The organism is Citrobacter sp. Cpo074 (genome assembly GCF_030332745.1).
Taxonomy (GTDB): domain Bacteria; phylum Pseudomonadota; class Gammaproteobacteria; order Enterobacterales; family Enterobacteriaceae; genus Citrobacter; species Citrobacter portucalensis.
Genome location: NZ_JAOWHG010000027.1, coordinates 127,204 through 143,689, shown reverse-complemented (window position 1 = coordinate 143,689; position 16,486 = coordinate 127,204). Strand labels below are relative to the sequence as shown.

At 51.9% G+C, this 16,486-nt stretch carries 16 protein-coding genes; 6 read left to right on the top strand and 10 right to left on the bottom strand.

All coding sequences use genetic code 11. The features are described from left to right. Nucleotides 1–327: 327 nt before the first annotated feature. On the bottom strand, nt 328–1,719 hold the full coding sequence (locus OGX83_RS05295; RefSeq protein ID WP_003833390.1) for a NarK family nitrate/nitrite MFS transporter: 1,392 nt from the start codon (nt 1,717–1,719) through the stop codon (nt 328–330). Between the two features lie 340 nt (nt 1,720–2,059). On the opposite strand from OGX83_RS05295, the gene narX reads away from it, so the two are divergent. Next, nucleotides 2,060–3,856, top strand: a complete 1,797-nt coding sequence (gene narX, locus OGX83_RS05290) for a nitrate/nitrite two-component system sensor histidine kinase NarX (protein WP_003833391.1) — start codon at nt 2,060–2,062, stop codon at nt 3,854–3,856. Continuing rightward, nucleotides 3,849–4,499 carry a two-component system response regulator NarL gene (narL, locus tag OGX83_RS05285; protein ID WP_003833392.1) on the top strand — a complete coding sequence of 217 codons (651 nt, stop codon included), beginning with the start codon at nt 3,849–3,851 and terminating at the stop codon, nt 4,497–4,499. Before narX ends, narL begins: the two co-directional genes overlap by 8 nt. 21 nt (nt 4,500–4,520) lie before the next feature. Here narL and OGX83_RS05280 read toward each other — a convergent pair whose 3' ends face one another. After that, nucleotides 4,521–5,906: a YchO/YchP family invasin gene (locus OGX83_RS05280; RefSeq protein WP_137377198.1), complete on the bottom strand. Its 1,386-nt coding sequence runs from the start codon at nt 5,904–5,906 to the stop codon at nt 4,521–4,523. 218 nt (nt 5,907–6,124) lie between these two features. On the opposite strand from OGX83_RS05280, the gene OGX83_RS05275 reads away from it, so the two are divergent. Beyond that, nucleotides 6,125–6,478 (top strand): DsrE/DsrF/TusD sulfur relay family protein, encoded by a 354-nt coding sequence (locus tag OGX83_RS05275; protein WP_048235258.1) that lies wholly within the window; start codon nt 6,125–6,127, stop codon nt 6,476–6,478. Between the two features lie 261 nt (nt 6,479–6,739). Next, nucleotides 6,740–6,985, top strand: a complete 246-nt coding sequence (locus OGX83_RS05270; protein ID WP_038641131.1) for a DUF1883 domain-containing protein — start codon at nt 6,740–6,742, stop codon at nt 6,983–6,985. Between the two features lie 54 nt (nt 6,986–7,039). On the opposite strand, the gene OGX83_RS05265 is transcribed toward OGX83_RS05270, so the two are convergent. Further along, on the bottom strand, nt 7,040–7,735 hold the full coding sequence (locus OGX83_RS05265; protein WP_016156738.1) for a gamma-glutamylcyclotransferase: 696 nt from the start codon (nt 7,733–7,735) through the stop codon (nt 7,040–7,042). A 403-nt stretch (nt 7,736–8,138) separates the two neighbouring features. On the opposite strand from OGX83_RS05265, the gene chaA reads away from it, so the two are divergent. Next, entirely contained in the window at nt 8,139–9,239 is a 1,101-nt protein-coding gene (gene chaA / locus OGX83_RS05260; RefSeq protein WP_048216245.1) for a sodium-potassium/proton antiporter ChaA, read from the top strand. Nucleotides 9,240–9,293: 54 nt separating this feature from the next. On the opposite strand, the gene OGX83_RS05255 is transcribed toward chaA, so the two are convergent. Then, nucleotides 9,294–10,985 carry an amidohydrolase gene (locus tag OGX83_RS05255; protein ID WP_286587491.1) on the bottom strand — a complete coding sequence of 564 codons (1,692 nt, stop codon included), beginning with the start codon at nt 10,983–10,985 and terminating at the stop codon, nt 9,294–9,296. Nucleotides 10,986–11,013: 28 nt separating this feature from the next. Then, the gene (locus tag OGX83_RS05250; protein ID WP_286587489.1) at nt 11,014–11,604 is read right to left on the bottom strand and encodes a TetR/AcrR family transcriptional regulator; all 591 of its coding nucleotides are present in this window, start codon (nt 11,602–11,604) and stop codon (nt 11,014–11,016) included. 72 nt (nt 11,605–11,676) lie between these two features. On the opposite strand from OGX83_RS05250, the gene bdcA reads away from it, so the two are divergent. Continuing rightward, nucleotides 11,677–12,390, top strand: coding sequence for an SDR family oxidoreductase (gene bdcA / locus OGX83_RS05245; protein ID WP_048216243.1), 714 nt, complete (start codon nt 11,677–11,679; stop codon nt 12,388–12,390). A gap of 67 nt (nt 12,391–12,457) precedes the next feature. Here bdcA and kdsA read toward each other — a convergent pair whose 3' ends face one another. Genes kdsA through prfA form a run of 5 tightly spaced genes read right to left on the bottom strand, consistent with a single transcriptional unit; the run spans nt 12,458 to nt 16,464 of the window. After that, complete coding sequence (gene kdsA, locus OGX83_RS05240; protein WP_003020772.1) at nt 12,458–13,312, bottom strand: 3-deoxy-8-phosphooctulonate synthase; 855 nt, start codon at nt 13,310–13,312, stop codon at nt 12,458–12,460. Between the two features lie 35 nt (nt 13,313–13,347). After that, nucleotides 13,348–14,157 carry an invasion regulator SirB1 gene (sirB1, locus tag OGX83_RS05235; protein WP_003020775.1) on the bottom strand — a complete coding sequence of 270 codons (810 nt, stop codon included), beginning with the start codon at nt 14,155–14,157 and terminating at the stop codon, nt 13,348–13,350. A 2-nt stretch (nt 14,158–14,159) separates the two neighbouring features. Then, on the bottom strand, nt 14,160–14,552 hold the full coding sequence (gene sirB2 / locus OGX83_RS05230; protein WP_032943708.1) for an invasion regulator SirB2: 393 nt from the start codon (nt 14,550–14,552) through the stop codon (nt 14,160–14,162). Then, the gene (gene prmC, locus OGX83_RS05225; RefSeq protein WP_137377202.1) at nt 14,549–15,382 is read right to left on the bottom strand and encodes a peptide chain release factor N(5)-glutamine methyltransferase; all 834 of its coding nucleotides are present in this window, start codon (nt 15,380–15,382) and stop codon (nt 14,549–14,551) included. The genes sirB2 and prmC overlap by 4 nt, the downstream gene beginning before the upstream one ends. Further along, nucleotides 15,382–16,464 (bottom strand): peptide chain release factor 1, encoded by a 1,083-nt coding sequence (gene prfA, locus OGX83_RS05220; protein WP_003020786.1) that lies wholly within the window; start codon nt 16,462–16,464, stop codon nt 15,382–15,384. The genes prmC and prfA overlap by 1 nt, the downstream gene beginning before the upstream one ends. Nucleotides 16,465–16,486: the final 22 nt, after the last annotated feature.

Genomic DNA, 16,486 nt, shown 5'->3' with positions numbered 1-16,486 from the left:
ACGCTCTGAAAGGGCGTGAGAATTGATAACGATCAAGGCATGCAGGGATGAAAAATGAAGGTTGGTTTTTACATACCCCCAAAGTGGGATATTGTTTTTTAACGTAATATTTTGAATTTAAAGGATTTTAAATAATTCACTTATCATACAAATGTTAAATTCTTTATAAGTGGGTATTAAGGGGTATCCCCCCTGCCAGGCATATTACTAGCACCGTTTTCGCAGACTTTCGTCATGAGCTCACATATAAGTATGTTGTAACTAATTTAGAACAAAAAAAAGCGCGGTCTAACACCGCGCAATGGATAATCAACTGCTACTACTTTTTTACTTTTTAGAATGACGTCCGTATACCGCCCAGGTGATGACCACACAAGCGACATAGAAGATCAGGAAGACTTTCATCGCATCGACCGGCGAACCGGTTAACGCCAGAGACGTACCAAATGCTTTCGGGATAAAGAAGCCGCCAATCGCACCAATGGCTGAGATAAAGCCCAACGCTGCCGCGGTGTCGGTTGCTGCTTCGCGCATTGCTTTCTCTTCTGAACCGCCTTCAGCTTTCACTCTGTCCATCGTCAGCTTGCGGAAGATAACGGAGATCATCTGGAAGGTTGAACCACTCCCCAGACCAGCCGTCAGGAACAATGCCAGGAACACCGCGAAGAAGGCGATAAAGTTGCCGCCAACGCCGTTTGATGGCAGCGTCAGGAACAGTAAGGCACTGAAAATTGCCATCAGCACGAAGTTCACCAGCGTTACACGGGTTCCGCCCAGACGGTCAGAGATTGCGCCGCCCGCTGAACGAGCCAGCGCGCCAATCAACGGTCCAAAGAAGGCGTAATGCAGGATCTGTACCTCAGGAAACTGCGTTTTTGACAACATGGCAAAACCGGCAGAGAAACCGATGAATGAACCGAAGGTTGCCAGATACAGCAGGCTCATAATCCACAGATGCCCACGTTTCAGCACCGGCAATTGCTCTTTCAGCGACGCTTTTGAGGTTGCCAGTTCATTCATACCAAACCATGCAGCCAGCGTTAACACCGCAAGGAACGGTACCCAAATCCATGCGGCGTTTGCCAGATACAGCTGCGTACCATCAGGTTGTTCAACCCCGTGGCTACCAAATGCGGCAAAGATTGACAGTGAAACCACCAGCGGCGCAACCAACTGCATCACGCTGACGCCCATGTTGCCCAGGCCACCGTTCAGACCCAGCGCACCACCCTGTTTCTGTTTTGGAAAGAAGAAACTGATGTTTGCCATGCTGGACGCAAAGTTCGCACCGGCGAAACCGCACAACAGAGAGATAATAATAAAGGTACTAAACGGCGTGGAGGTATCCTGCACCGCAAAACCTAACCATACGCAAGGAATGATCAGGATACCGGTGCTAAACGCTGTCCAGCGACGTCCACCAAACAGGGGAACCATAAAGGAGTACGGTACACGCAGCAGCGCGCCGGACACCGAAGGTAATGCCGTCAGCATGAACAGCTGTTCAGTGGTGAAATCAAATCCGACTTTCGGTAAGTTCACCGCCACGGCGCTAAATAACATCCACACGCAAAACGCCAGCAGCAAGCAAGGGACGGAAATCCACAGGTTACGGCTGGCGATTCGTTGACCACGCTGCTGCCAGAAGGCGGGATCTTCCGGCCGCCATTCGGTAATTACAGCTCCAGATGCCCTTTCCGGGGCAGATGAGTGACTCATAGACACCTCTGATACTTGTTTCGATGCCTGCAACATTAGGGTTTACAGCTGGAGGTAAGTTGATATAAATCAAAGGAAAAGGTGTCATTATTCATGCCTAAAATTTATCATTACCCTAAATGAGTACATAACTTCGGTAAAAAAGATGTGGTTTTTCACGCTTCTGTCGCCCCCTACTCCCCCTCGCCCAGGATCTCTCCCTCCACTGGCAATTAAGAGGTAGCCCGTTTGAGGTATGGGTATACTCCAGTGTATCGCCGAGAATAACGCCACTGCCTGCAGCAGAATCGTCATTCAATAAGGTTTTCTGTTCGACGAAAACCCGAAGGAACAAGTCACCATGTTTAAACGTTGTCTCTCCCCGCTTACGCTGGTCAACCAGGTGGCGCTGATTGTTTTATTGTCCACAGCCATCGGCGTGGCGGGTATGGCTGTCTCCGGCTGGCTGGTTCAGGGCGTTCAGGGTAGCGCCCATGCAATCAACAAAGCGGGATCGCTGCGCATGCAGAGTTATCGCCTGCTGGCAGCCGTACCGCTGGACGCTAGCGATCAACCGCTTCTGGATGAAATGGAGAAAACGGCATTTAGCCCGGAGTTGACGCGTGCCGCAAAGCGAGACGGACAACAGGCGCAGTTAAAAGCACTACAGGATTACTGGCACACTGAACTGGCGCCGGGGCTTGCGCATGCGCAAACGCCTGATGCGGTAGCGCAGGATGTAACGCGCTTTGTAGGCGGTCTGGATAAGCTGGTTACCGCCTTTGACCATACCACCGAATTACGCATTGAACGCGTCGTCCTGCTGCATCGCCTGATGGCCATATTTATGGCATTGCTGCTGGTTTTCACCATTATCTGGCTGCGCGTGCGCCTGTTAGAGCCGTGGAAGCAGCTGCTGGCGATGGCGCGAGCCGTCAGCCAACGTGATTTTACCCAACGCGCGCGTATCAGCGGGCGTAATGAGATGGCCGCTCTGGGCTCGGCACTGAATAATATGTCGGAAGAACTGGCCGAAAGTTATGCCGTGCTGGAACAGCGGGTGCAGGAAAAAACGGCGGGACTGGAGCACAAAAATCAGATCCTTTCTTTTCTGTGGCAAGCCAACCGCCGCCTGCACTCTCAGGTGCCGTTGTGCGAACGCCTCTCTCCGGTACTGAACGGTCTGCAAAATTTGACCTTGCTACATGATATTGAACTCCGGGTTTACGACCTGGAAGATGAAGACAATCATCAGGAATTTACCTGTCAGTCCAATGCCAGCTGTGATGAAAAAGGTTGCCATCTGTGTCCTCGCGGAACGCTGCCCGCGATTGACGGCGGGATCACATTGAAATGGCGGCTGACCGATGCGCATACCCAATATGGTATTCTGCTCGCCACCTTGCCGAACGGACGCCATCTCAGCCACGATCAGCAGCAGTTGGTTGATACCCTGGTTGAGCAACTGACCGCAACGCTCGCGCTCGACAGACATCAGGAGCGTCAGCAGCAGTTGATCGTGATGGAAGAGCGTGCCACCATTGCACGCGAACTTCATGATTCTATTGCACAATCGCTCTCTTGTATGAAGATGCAGGTTAGCTGTTTGCAGATGCAGGGCGATGCGCTTTCAGATAACTGTCGCGAGTTGCTCAGCCAGATTCGTAACGAGCTGAATGCTTCGTGGGCACAACTGCGTGAGCTGTTAACCACCTTCCGTTTACAGCTCACAGAACCTGGATTACGGCCGGCGCTGGAAGCCAGCTGTCAGGAGTACAGCGCCCGTTTTGGATTTACGGTTAAGCTGGATTATCAGCTACCGCCACGCCTGGTCCCTTCGCATCAGGCGATTCACCTGCTACAAATTGCGCGCGAAGCCCTGAGTAATGCACTTAAACACTCTCAGGCCAATGAAGTGGTCGTGACGGTGGTGCAAAATGGCAAGCAGGTCAAACTAACAGTGCAAGATAACGGCTGCGGCGTACCGGAAAACGCCGAACGCAGTAACCACTACGGCATGATTATAATGCGCGATCGTGCGCAGAGCTTGCGCGGCGATTGCCGCGTACGCCGTCGCGAGACGGGCGGTACTGAAGTTGCTGTCACTTTTATTCCCGAAACAAACTTCACAGAAGTCCAAGGAGATACCCATGAGTAATCTGGAACCGGCAACCATCCTGTTGATCGACGATCATCCGATGCTGCGAACCGGTGTAAAACAGCTTGTCAGCATGGCGCCCGATATTACCGTTGTCGGCGAAGCCAGCAATGGTGAGCAGGGTATCGAGCTGGCTGAATCCCTTGATCCCGATCTGATCCTGCTTGATCTCAACATGCCCGGCATGAACGGCCTGGAAACTCTCGATAAGCTGCGTGAAAAGTCACTGTCGGGCCGTATCGTTGTGTTTAGCGTATCCAATCATGAAGAAGACGTAGTTACCGCACTGAAACGCGGCGCTGACGGTTATCTGCTGAAAGATATGGAGCCTGAAGATTTACTCAAAGCCTTACAGCAATCAGCGGCCGGTGAAATGGTGCTGAGTGAAGCCTTAACGCCGGTTCTGGCCGCCAGCCTGCGTGCTAATCGTGCAACGTCGGACCGTGATGTCACCCAACTGACACCGCGTGAGCGCGACATTCTCAAGCTCATTGCCCAGGGGCTGCCGAACAAGATGATCGCCCGTCGTCTGGACATCACTGAAAGTACGGTAAAAGTCCATGTGAAGCATATGTTGAAGAAAATGAAGCTCAAATCACGCGTCGAAGCCGCGGTATGGGTACATCAGGAACGCATTTTCTGATAACGCGTTGATGCTTCATTGCTAACGAGGATCATTTTCCGAAACGGTAATAAACGGTTCGGTCAGTGATAGCGTGATCTCATTGGAAGAGACACGCTGACCCTGCTCATCTTCTACCACCACAGACAACCGCCAGCGGTTTGTCGCGCCTTCGCTGCTGTCCCACTTCGGCATAATAATCGTCCAGCCTTGCGCGCTTCGGTTATCGCTACCCGCCGTTAAACTCAACGCCTGGGTATCACCCTGCCAGGTCAAATGGCGGATCCCATGCAAACTACGCACCTGCAGCTTCAGCGCCACCGTCTCACCAGACTTGAGATCCCAGGGCGGCGTGGCCAAAAATACCGACAATGTTTTACGCTGGCGATATTCCAGCGTCGGCAGATTGTTACGCTGCGGATCGTCATAACGACTGCCGCGCAGCGATCGGCTGTTTGCCACCTCGCTGACCATCAGTTGTTTTTTTAGCGGCACGCCAAAGCGGTAATTCAGCGTTAAGCCGAGGTTATTCTGGCTGACTCCGCTTTCGCCCTGCTTATGTTGTGCCGTCACGGTAATCAATGGCACCGGCGTATAGCTCAATCCCAGATTCACCGCCACAGGATTGTGGTACCCGGTTCCGGAATGAAACAAATCCACCCGGTCGCCAAAATACTGTTCCACGCTGACGCTGGTATTGAGGTGTTGATAGAACGGCATGCGCATTTGCGCAGTCAGGTCGTAGCCGCGGGCCATCCGTTGTTCCTGGGTTGCGGAACGCTCCTGCCAGGAGGACAACGGTTGGTAATAGTTAGCGGATAAGCGCAAGTATTCGCCCCACGCCTCGGCGCCAAGGCCTCCCCGGGGCAGATTTTCATCCAACAGGTTGTCATAGAAAGTGTTGTAACCCAGAAACCAGCCGTCGCGTACCCAGCGCTGCCCAATCCCCGCATTGCTGACTAAACCTTCGTCCTGTTGCGTCAGCCCCAACTGGCTCCAGGTTAAATATCGTTGATTGTCCTGCCATGGGATAAACCAGCTTCCCCGACTTCCGGTAAAGCTGCCTTCGTTATCCACCTGCAATCCAACGCTGGCGTTTCCCCAGGGAGAGAGCCAGGATTCCAGTTGCTGATTAACCTGTTCGCTGACCGTGTCACGCACCTGACCAAATGCGAACTGCTTCGCCTGTTCACCCGTATCAAGCCCGTTATCGGTCATGCTGGCTTCACCAAACGCTTTGACCATTTCGGCAAAGTGCTTTTCGCCTGCCCGCGACTCCGGCGCCATACCGAGATCGGGTAAGCCATCACTATTGTTATCGAAAGGGTTTTCAGCCTGGTGAATAAAAGATGTCCGTGCATTGGCAATACCGCCTGCCAATGGCAAGAGTGAGAATACAGCGAGAGAAAAATAAATATTACGGCTCAAATCGTCAGTTGTTTCTTACATCAATTAATTAGACACACTTAACCTAAACCATAACGTCTTCGGCTGTTAATTGCAGCCTTTATCCCCGTTTTCGGGATTTTCTGACATGGATAATTAGAGGTACCCACTCCTGCAACCATGCTTTCTTTCCCACATCAGGAACAGGGAGTAACATACACGCCAGGAATTATCCCTTCCATCTGACAACAGGAGTAATAATGCAAAAGATAGTGATCGTCGCGAACGGTGCAGCCTATGGAAGCGAATCGTTATTTAACAGCCTGCGTCTGGCCATCGCCCTGCGCGAACAGGATGCGGAACTCGACCTACGTTTATTTTTAATGTCGGACGCGGTAACGGCGGGGCTTAGCGGTCAAAAACCTGCGGAAGGATATAATATTCAGCAAATGCTGGAGATCCTGACGGCGCAAAATGTGCCGGTCAAACTGTGTAAAACCTGCACCGATGGCCGCGGGATCACGACGCTTCCGTTAATTGACGGAGTAGCCGTCGGCACGCTGGTAGAACTGGCTCAATGGACGCTGGCTGCAGATAAAGTATTAACCTTCTGATACACCGCTTCAGGCAAGCTCACTGAAAGTGTCGATAATTTCCGAATTTAATCTTAGATGGGCGCGGTTTCGTTGAACGTTAGCACGCCCTTTCAACCCTTTTGAGGGATTTTGTCACTTTTGTTTAATCGTTATGCCATTTTTTGATCAAAATCAGCATCCTGTTGCCCCCCCTTTGGTGTTATGCAATGAGTGAAATGTGAACAACATCACGCAGCACTTTCGAGAGAAAGTACGTTGTTTTCAAGAACGGGGTGAAAAATGGCATTAGTGAAGGCGAGTTTAAAGTTATTTGGTGGCGATACGGTGGTAGTGCGCTGTTCCGAGCGCTGCCACATCCACCTGATGAGCGAGAAAAATCACGTCAAAGACACGCAGTCCGACATCTTAAGCGTGCAGGATCGTGATAACGCATGGTTAACCGTACCGTATACCGGCGTCTGGAATGTGCTGATCGACAGCCATAGCCAGTCGCTTGAGCATTCGATAAGTTTTATTGCAGCCTAAGCGTTAAACGCCCGATAAGCACCTGGCTTATCGGGCATACAACATCGGGCGATATTAGGCAAATCCTGGACGCATAACACCTTCCGGCAGATTCTCTCCCAACAATCGTTTGACCGTGATCACCAGATCGTTAAGACAATCATCCTGCATCCCCAACTTGACCAGCTCCTGTTCCAGTGAGAACAGATACTGGGCGTTGGTGCCTAAAGGTCCGCTCGCCGCGGCGATAAGCGGCGCAATAACCTGCGCGCGCGTGTCTGACTCAAACAGCGGATGACGCGGATCCATAATAAAGACCAGTGCGTTCACCGTCCTGCCGTCATCAAGCGCCAACTGACACCAGGTCGGCAGATAACAGCCGGTGATCATTTCTCGCTTCCACAGCAGTGAAAGCTCTTGTTCCAGGGACGCGTCCGGCAAACGGTAGGCCACACCGGTGGTGCGTCCGCCCTCTTTCAGGGCCAGCATACGTCCTGGCTGACACGCCGTTCCTCGCCCCGCCGTCAGACGCAGGCAAAAGGCACGGTGCCAGCCGACTAACGTCCCGGTACAGGACTCTTCAAACTCTAAGGCCGGGTTCCACATCAACGATCCATAACCGAAGATCCACACCGGTCCATCATCTGGTCGGCATGCAAGCGTGGCGGCCAGTGAGGCTGCCCGTTGTTCCGCTGACCAGAGTAGTGATTCTTCAATAGCACCAAATGCCGTCTTACAGTCGGCATTCAATAAAAAATCACGCGTTAACACCTTACACCTCCGCCACTGCTGCTTCCCTGCGACAACTTTTTTGACGCCTTCCGGGCTTTTTTGCTGCTCATTTTGAAACCAATAACTGGACGATAGGCAATTCACCGCTCGCTTGCAAGGGAACAAAGTGTCAACGGCACTTTATATCCTCTCGGGGTGGTACGTCCTGCACTATCATTTGTATCAGTACGATCATCAATTTTTGTGAACGCTAAAATCTAATGTGCTGTTATTTAAATATTCTCTAAACAAGATATGCAATTTCATTCGCTCGGATGCAAAAAATAGTCCATGCCGTAAAATTACGTAAAATCAGATCGGAAATACCGAAAGTTCTGTTATTTTTTACATTCTTTAATACTTTTATAATTATAAATACCTGCAGAGATGGAGAATTAGTTCAATGACACACGTACATGAGGCGGTAAAAACCCGCCACAAGGAGACCTCTCTCGTCTTCCCGATTTTGGCACTGGTAGTACTGTTCTTATGGGGGAGCAGTCAGTCACTACCAGTGGTCATCGGCATTAATGCGCTGGCCCTTATTGGTATATTAAGCAGTGCATTCAGTGTTGTCCGTCATGCGGACGTATTAGCACATCGACTTGGTGAACCCTACGGGTCGCTGATCCTCAGCCTGTCCGTTGTTATTCTTGAAGTCAGCTTAATCTCCGCATTAATGGCGACCGGCGATGCAGCGCCTACGCTCATGCGCGATACGCTATATTCAATCATTATGATCGTAACCGGCGGCCTGGTCGGTTTTTCATTACTGTTAGGTGGCCGTAAATTTGCCACTCAGTATATGAATCTGTTTGGCATTAAGCAGTATTTAATTGCACTGTTCCCACTGGCCATTATTGTACTGGTGTTCCCAATGGCTTTACCGGGTGCGAATTTCACTACCGCACAAGCGCTGTTGGTGGCGTTAATTTCTGCGGCAATGTACGGTGTATTTTTGCTGATCCAAACTAAAACGCATCAGAGCCTGTTCATTTACGAGCATGAAGACGAGGGTGACGACGACGACCCGCATCACGGTAAACCGTCAGCACATAGCAATTTGTGGCACGCTGCCTGGCTTATCATTCATCTGATCGCCGTTATTGCCGTGACCAAGATGAACGCCAGCCCGCTGGAGACATTGCTGACTGAACTGAATGCCCCAGTGGCATTTACCGGTTTCCTGGTCGCATTGCTGATCCTCTCTCCTGAAGGCCTCGGCGCGCTGAAAGCGGTTCTGAGTAATCAGGTACAGCGGGCGATGAATTTATTCTTCGGTTCGGTGTTAGCCACCATTTCACTGACCGTTCCGGTAGTGACTTTGATCGCATGGGCAACCGGGAATGATTTGGTCTTTGCGCTGGGCGCGCCAGAGATGATTGTGATGGTTTCATCACTGGTACTGTGCCACATCTCTTTCTCCACCGGACGCACCAACGTGCTTAACGGTGCGGCGCATCTGGCGCTGTTTATCGCCTATCTGATGACGATATTTGCCTGATGAGTTTTTCTGGTAGAACCCACGGCCCTTCTCAGGGCCGTTTTCTTTTACCGCTCACAGCTCCGGATAAACCTGTTGACCATCGACAAACGTTAATAACGACTCCGTTTGGTGCAATTTATCTGCCGGAATAGCCATAATATCCTGATTAAGCACCGCAAAATCGGCGAGCTTACCTGCCTGCAAACTTCCCCTCTGCTGTTCTGCAAAAGCTATCCAGGCGGCATTGAGGGTATACATTTTTAATGCATCTTCTCGGCTTAACTGGCGCGTATCATGACGTACCGAACCGTCGAGCGCTTTACCTGTTACATGATATTCAATGGCATGCCATACTCCTGTAACGCCAATCCGCGTCGCATCCGTACCACCTACAACGATAACCCCCTGCTCTAACGCGGGTTGAACTGGTGATGATAGCGCCGCCACCGTTTTACCATTCGCGCGCTCAATGGCGGGAGATTCAAAATATGGCCCCATCTGGACAGAATAGGCCAAGCCGAGTTTCTTCATGCGGGTAATTGTTTCTGGCGTACCGGTATTGAGATGCGCAATAGACCAGCGTAACGGAGCAATGTCATACGATTTAGCCACCTCGCTAATGAGATCTAAAATCGCATCCGCACTGTCATCAGTATAGGCATGTATTTCTACGGCGACCCCTTCCTGGGCGGCAAGCTGGAGCACCTTAAATTGTTCTTGTTGGGATTGTGCAGAAGACTTAAATCCAGATGACATCCGTACGCCGTCATTCATTGCCATCACCAGGCTTTCACCGAAGCCCAGAAAGGCTATTCTGCCGTCATCGTGTATTGCCGGGCGAAATGCCAGACGTTGTTTAAACCATTCCGTTTCATTACCAGGCGGTGCGGATAAACGATATCCAACACGTATCCTGAGAGGTTGCTGCTGCTGAAGTTTAAAGAAATCACGATAAGCTTGCTCATGCCCGGCAGAAGGATCGATAAACCCGACCACGCCGCGTTTATTTAAATAACGAACAAAGGCGTTAAGGTTCTTTTCAACATCGGAAGTCTGGCTAATCTGGGCGAAAAGCTGGTTAAAACTGCCAATGGTCCCGCGCAATTTCCCCGTTGCCAGCCCTTTGTCATCGCGTTCTATCACGATCCCTGCCGGAACATCCGGCTGTGGACTATTAAGTTTTAGGGTCTCGATAGCCTTTTGATTTAACAGGGCATAGTCATAAAGGCTTTGTATATACGCAGGATGCTGAGGCACCGCCTGATTCAGTTCCTGAACCGTCGGATCCCGTTTTTCAGCAAATTGTTCAGGTATCCATGAGCCAGCCACCGCCACCCATTGCGCAGTATTTTTCTGTGCCGCAGATTGCGACAATTTATTTAACGCATCGGGTAAATTTTTAGTATCAAACCAGTAGGTTTCAAATAAAAACGTCCTCCCACCCCGAATGCCATGCAGATGCGCATCAATTAATCCCGGAATAACGGTTTGCCCCGTAAGATTGATTTCCTTCGTGTTCGGTCCGGACCATTTTTTCACCGTTTCATTATTACCCACCGCAATAATATGCCGCCCTTTTACCGCCAGCGCCTGCGCGTTGGGTTGTTGTTCATCCATGGTAATCAGCTTGCCGTTATACAAAATAACATCGGCCTTGTCCTGAGAATGCGCCAGAAATGAAGTTCCGATCAGAATTGCGGCCAACGTTGCTTTGCGAATAGCCGGAGGGGGAGTATTAAAGCGAAGTCCCAGTTTACCCATCATATTTATCTACCTTTTCACGTGATGAAAATCAGGAAAGCTGATGCCGCACCGCTACGCTGGCGATTCGCGCGCTGGCTAGCAGACGTTCGAACGAATACCCGCAGCGCGCTTTTCCCGACAGGCCAAGCATTGTGGTACTGACGTAATCAGTCAGGCTGTCAGCCTCTTTAGGATGCCGCTGTGCGATAAAGTCGTGAATTTTATGTTCGGCAGCCGAGTAGAAACTCCGCGCGACCTTCCGCGCTTGCGGATCGTTACTGTGCGTGCCCTCCAGGACCAAACATCCCGGCGTATGCGGATCTGCGGCATAACGTCGCGCCGCCTCTTCAAGCAGATCGGTAAGACATGCAGAAACGGGTTTGTCGGGGCGCAAAATATCATCAAACGGAATCGCCTCAGTTTGTACGTAGCGGTCAAGAACACGTTCATAAAGACCGATTTTGTTCCCAAAAGCAGCATAGAAACTGGGGGGCTTGATCGACAACGCCGCGGTGACATCCGCCACGCTAACGGCGTCATAGCCATGTGCGTGAAACAAGGGTTGTACTTTGGCAACGGCCATTTCTGGATCAAAATTACGTGGGCGTCCAGGTGCTCGAGTGCATTTTGTAGTGTTCATTACAAATCCATTGACAGAAAACTGTGCACCTATTATATATCGATCACTACATAATTGTTCAAGGAGTACCTCATGTCTTCTTTTAATGGCAAGTCAGTTCTGGTTCTTGGCGGCAGTCGTGGGATTGGCGCGGCTATCGTGCGCCGTTTTGCTGCGGATGGCGCATCGGTTACCTTTACCTATTCAGGCTCCCCTGACGCTGCCAAAGCGCTTGCTGATGAGACGGGTACCCAGACAGCGCAAACCGATAGCGCCGATCGTAACGCCGTCATCAACCGGGTACGCGAAAGCGGCCCGCTGGACGTGCTGGTAGTTAATGCAGGCATTATTCTGTTTGGTGATGCGCTGGAGCAGGATCCGGATGACGTGGAGCGCCTGTTCCGGATTAACATTCACTCCCCATACTATGCGGCCGTGGAAGCGGCACGACAGATGCCTGACGGCGGACGCATTATCATTATTGGTTCTGTGAATGGCGACCGTATGCCTCTTGCTGGCCTGGCCTCTTATGCGGTGAGCAAATCAGCGCTGCAAGGGCTGGCCCGGGGGCTGGCACGTGATTTTGGACCGCGGGGCATTACGGTAAACGTGGTTCAACCAGGCCCTATTGATACCGATGCCAACCCGGAAGATGGCCCACTGAAAGAGGTGATGCACAGTTTTATGGCGCTAAAACGACATGGCCGTCCAGAGGAAGTTGCGGGAATGGTTGCCTGGCTTGCAGGCCCTGAGGCTGGATTTGTGACGGGGGCAATGCATACAATTGATGGTGCGTTTGGCGCCTGACGCCCACCCTTAACACTTTTCTCAAACAGCAGTCCGAAGAGATATCTCTCCGGACTGCAACACTTTCTTAGTTCTCAGTATCCAGCTCGTCGAAGCTTTTAACCAGGTCATCAATCGCTTTAATCTGAGTCAGGAACTGTTCCAGTTTCGCCAGCGGCAGCGCGGATGGACCGTCGCATTTCGCATTGGCTGGATCAGGATGCGCTTCAATAAACAGACCGGCCAGACCTACCGCCATACCTGCGCGCGCCAGTTCGGTAACCTGCGCACGACGACCGCCGCTTGCTGCGCCAAACGGGTCACGGCATTGCAGCGCATGGGTAACGTCAAAAATCACCGGCGAGTTGCCAGAAACTTTCTTCATCACGCTGAAGCCCAGCATATCCACAACCAGGTTGTCATAACCAAAGTTCGCGCCACGGTCGCACAGAATTACTTTGTCGTTGCCGCCTTCATGGAATTTGTCCACGATATTGCCCATCTGGCCCGGGCTTACGAACTGCGGTTTTTTCACATTGATAACGGCACCGGTTTTCGCCATCGCTTCCACCAGATCGGTCTGACGAGCGAGGAAGGCCGGCAGCTGAATCACATCCACCACGTCAGCAACAGGCTGAGCCTGGCTGGCTTCGTGAACGTCGGTGATCACTTTTACGCCAAAAGTCTGCTTCAGTTCCTGGAAGATTTTCATCCCTTCTTCAAGGCCCGGTCCACGGTAAGAGTGGATGGAAGAACGGTTGGCTTTATCAAAGGAGGCTTTGAACACGTAAGGGATACCCAGCTTTTGAGTAACGGTTACGTAGTGCTCACAAATGCGCATCGCCAGATCGCGGGATTCCAGCACGTTCATTCCGCCAAACAGCACGAACGGCAGGTCATTTGCCACGTTGATGTCGCCAATGCTAACCACTTTTTGTTTCATAGGATCGCCTTAAACGGTAGGTAAAGTGTCATTAATCAATGCAATACAATTTGCTTGTGCGAAATAGTATTAATCTGCGCACGAATCATTTCGCTGATCGGGTCTTCCGGACACTGTTCAACGAAATAACTTAAATCGGTCAGCGCAACATGTTCACACTCCAGTTGCGCGTAAATTAATCCACGATCGCGTATTTCATACGGATCTTCAGGATTAAACTGTAATAGTGCTTCGCTGGCACGCAGCGCCAGCTCCATTTGCCGCTCTTCCATCAGCGATGATTTCAGCGTGTCAAGCAGCTTACGAATTACTTCTGCATTATCCGCCTCATCCAGGTCTTCGTTAAACAGCTCCGCGACCGGGCTGATATTCCCCTTCAGCCACACTTCCAGCGTGTGCTCATTTAACGTTTCGCCATTGAACGGATTGATTAGCCACATTTCGCCATCGAGCGATTCAATACGCAGGATGAGTTGTGTAGGGAAAATCACCGGCACCAGTGGCAGCTCCAGTCGGTTGGCAATCCACAATAAGATCGCACCCAGGGATACGGCGCTGCCCTGACGATTTTTCAGTACCTGATCAAGCCATAGTGCATCAGAAAGACGATAGACGCCGTGGGTATCCGTAAACCCCCATTCGCCGTAAAAAAGTGCCAGCAGTTTTTCCAGTTGCTCATCCTGAGACAGGAGCTGGCTAATTTCTTCTTGCGCCAGACTGACCAGACGTTCCAGTTCGTCATAGACAGTTTGTGTTGGAAAATCCAGACGGATAGACTCCGACGCCAGGATCATCCCATCACACAATGGCGCTTTATTAAATTCGAAATCAGCTAACGACCTCATGCTTACCCCAGTAACGGTATTTTTGTGGTGGCGAGTTTAATGATGATGTACAGCACCACCAACGCCAGCGGAAAAGCGATTAATCGCGCCTGCTGACTGCGCGCCCGACGATAATCGAGCGCAATAAAACCCAAAACGATGTAAATGATAACCCCAAACAGCTTTTCAGTCAGCCATGTCCCGTGCTCAGTGAATGGCAGGATGTGCGCTTTAACCATTAACGCTACGCCGCTGAGTAATAAAACGGTATCGACAACCGGCGGCACGATGCGCGTCCAGCGCGCGCAGGCAAGGCGCGAGTCGGTGTAACGCCACCAAAATCGCAGCGTCAGCAAACCAACCGAAAGCGCAATGCTGATGAGATGGACGTTGAGTAACACACCGAAGGTACTCATGATGGGATGCGTCCAAGCGTAATTCGCTCGTTGCCGCCATAGTCACGACAGGTTTCAACTGCCACGTAACCCGCACGAGTAAAGGCATCACGGACGACCTCGCCCTGCTGCCAACCATGTTCCAGCAACAGATAGCCGCCGGGCGTTAACACGCACTGAGACTGGTCAATGATATGCACGATATCCGCCAGCCCCTGATCGCCCGCCACCAGCGCCGACAGCGGTTCAAAGCGAACGTCGCCTTGCGCCAGGTGCGGATCCTGTTCGTCAATATACGGCGGATTGCTGACAATCATGTCAAACTGCTGTCCCTGCAATGCGCTAAACCAGTTACTTTGCAGCACGCAAACATTGTCGATGCCCAGTTGCTGCTTGTTGCGAATGGCCAGTGCCACGGCATCGGGCATGCGGTCTACGGCAGTCACTGCACAATCCGGACGCTCGGTTGCCAGCGCCAACGCAATGGCACCCGTGCCGGTTCCCAAATCAAGAATACGACACGCTGAGGCCGGCAGGCGAGCCAGCGCCTGCTCCACCAGACACTCGGTATCCGGACGCGGAATAAGCGTGGCTGGAGACACAAACAGCGGCAACGACCAGAACTCGCGCACACCGGTTAAGTGTGCCACCGGCTCTCCCCGCTGACGCCGCTCCAGTAGCGTATCAAGCTGTTGACGCTGCGCCTCGGTTAACTCCGTTTCGCCGAAAGCCAGAATAAAGGTGCGCCCTTTGCCAGTAACGAACTCGAGTAAAATCTCGGCGTCACGGCGCGGGCTTTCGCTTGCCTGTAATTGGCTAATCGCCTCACGCAGCCAGTGCTGATAATCCATTAATCCTGCTCGGACAACGCCGCCAGTTGGTCGGCCTGGTATTCCTGGACAATCGGCTCAATGAGCATATCCAGTTTGCCTTCCATCGCTTCATCCAGACGGTAGAGCGTCAGGTTAATGCGGTGATCGGTCACACGACCCTGCGGGAAGTTATAGGTACGGTTACGATCGCTGCGATCGCCACTGCCCAACAGGTTGCGACGCTCAGAGGCTTCCGCCTGTTGACGTCTTGCCACTTCGGCGGCACGAATTCGCGCCCCCAGCACCGACATCGCTTTGGCTTTGTTTTTATGCTGTGAACGTTCGTCCTGGCATTCCACTACGATACCGGTCGGTAAGTGGGTAATACGGATTGCGGAGTCGGTGGTGTTAACGTGCTGACCGCCCGCGCCTGATGAACGGAAGGTGTCAATACGCAGATCGGCCGGGTTGATGTCCGGCAGTTCGGCATCCGGCAGTTCCGGCATAACCGCGACCGTACAGGCAGAGGTATGAATACGCCCCTGCGATTCCGTCGCAGGTACGCGCTGCACGCGATGGCCGCCAGACTCAAACTTCAGTCGCCCGTAAACGCCTTCGCCGCTAATCTTGGCAATGACTTCTTTAAACCCGCCATGCTCGCCTTCGCTGGCGCTCATGATCTCAACCCGCCAGCGACGCGATTCAGCGTAACGGCTGTACATGCGGAACAGATCGCCGGCAAACAGCGCCGCTTCATCACCACCAGTTCCCGCGCGCACTTCGAGGAAGGCGTTACGTTCGTCATCGGGATCTTTAGGTAATAGCAGGACCTGCAGATGCTGTTCCAGCTGCTCACATTTCTCTTTTGCTTCGCGCAGTTCATCCTGCGCCATTTCACGCATTTCAGGATCGTCGAGCATCATCTGAGCCGTCTCGATATCTTCCTGAACCTGTTGCCAGTCCGTAAAACAGCGAGATACATCGCTTAATTGCGCATATTCGCGCGACAGCGCACGAAAGCGATCCTGGTCTGCGATAGTACCCGCATCACCGAGCAGCGCCTGAACTTCTTCATGGCGTTCATGCAGGGCTTCCAGTTTGGCAACGATAGAAGGCTTCATAGGCGTAAATGCACCCTGTAAA

What these genes read in the sequence shown, in the direction of transcription:
- bdcA (WP_048216243.1), top strand. Translation starts at nt 11,677, where the DNA reads ATGTCTTCTTTTAATGGCAAGTCAGTTCTGGTTCTTGGCGGCAGTCGT.
- OGX83_RS05295 (WP_003833390.1), bottom strand. Translation starts at nt 1,719, where the DNA reads ATGAGTCACTCATCTGCCCCGGAAAGGGCATCTGGAGCTGTAATTACC.
- chaA (WP_048216245.1), top strand. Translation starts at nt 8,139, where the DNA reads ATGACACACGTACATGAGGCGGTAAAAACCCGCCACAAGGAGACCTCT.
- OGX83_RS05255 (WP_286587491.1), bottom strand. Translation starts at nt 10,985, where the DNA reads ATGATGGGTAAACTGGGACTTCGCTTTAATACTCCCCCTCCGGCTATT.
- narL (WP_003833392.1), top strand. Translation starts at nt 3,849, where the DNA reads ATGAGTAATCTGGAACCGGCAACCATCCTGTTGATCGACGATCATCCG.
- sirB1 (WP_003020775.1), bottom strand. Translation starts at nt 14,157, where the DNA reads ATGAGGTCGTTAGCTGATTTCGAATTTAATAAAGCGCCATTGTGTGAT.
- OGX83_RS05270 (WP_038641131.1), top strand. Translation starts at nt 6,740, where the DNA reads ATGGCATTAGTGAAGGCGAGTTTAAAGTTATTTGGTGGCGATACGGTG.
- prfA (WP_003020786.1), bottom strand. Translation starts at nt 16,464, where the DNA reads ATGAAGCCTTCTATCGTTGCCAAACTGGAAGCCCTGCATGAACGCCAT.
- sirB2 (WP_032943708.1), bottom strand. Translation starts at nt 14,552, where the DNA reads ATGAGTACCTTCGGTGTGTTACTCAACGTCCATCTCATCAGCATTGCG.
- narX (WP_003833391.1), top strand. Translation starts at nt 2,060, where the DNA reads ATGTTTAAACGTTGTCTCTCCCCGCTTACGCTGGTCAACCAGGTGGCG.
- prmC (WP_137377202.1), bottom strand. Translation starts at nt 15,382, where the DNA reads ATGGATTATCAGCACTGGCTGCGTGAGGCGATTAGCCAATTACAGGCA.
- OGX83_RS05275 (WP_048235258.1), top strand. Translation starts at nt 6,125, where the DNA reads ATGCAAAAGATAGTGATCGTCGCGAACGGTGCAGCCTATGGAAGCGAA.
- OGX83_RS05250 (WP_286587489.1), bottom strand. Translation starts at nt 11,604, where the DNA reads ATGAACACTACAAAATGCACTCGAGCACCTGGACGCCCACGTAATTTT.
- kdsA (WP_003020772.1), bottom strand. Translation starts at nt 13,312, where the DNA reads ATGAAACAAAAAGTGGTTAGCATTGGCGACATCAACGTGGCAAATGAC.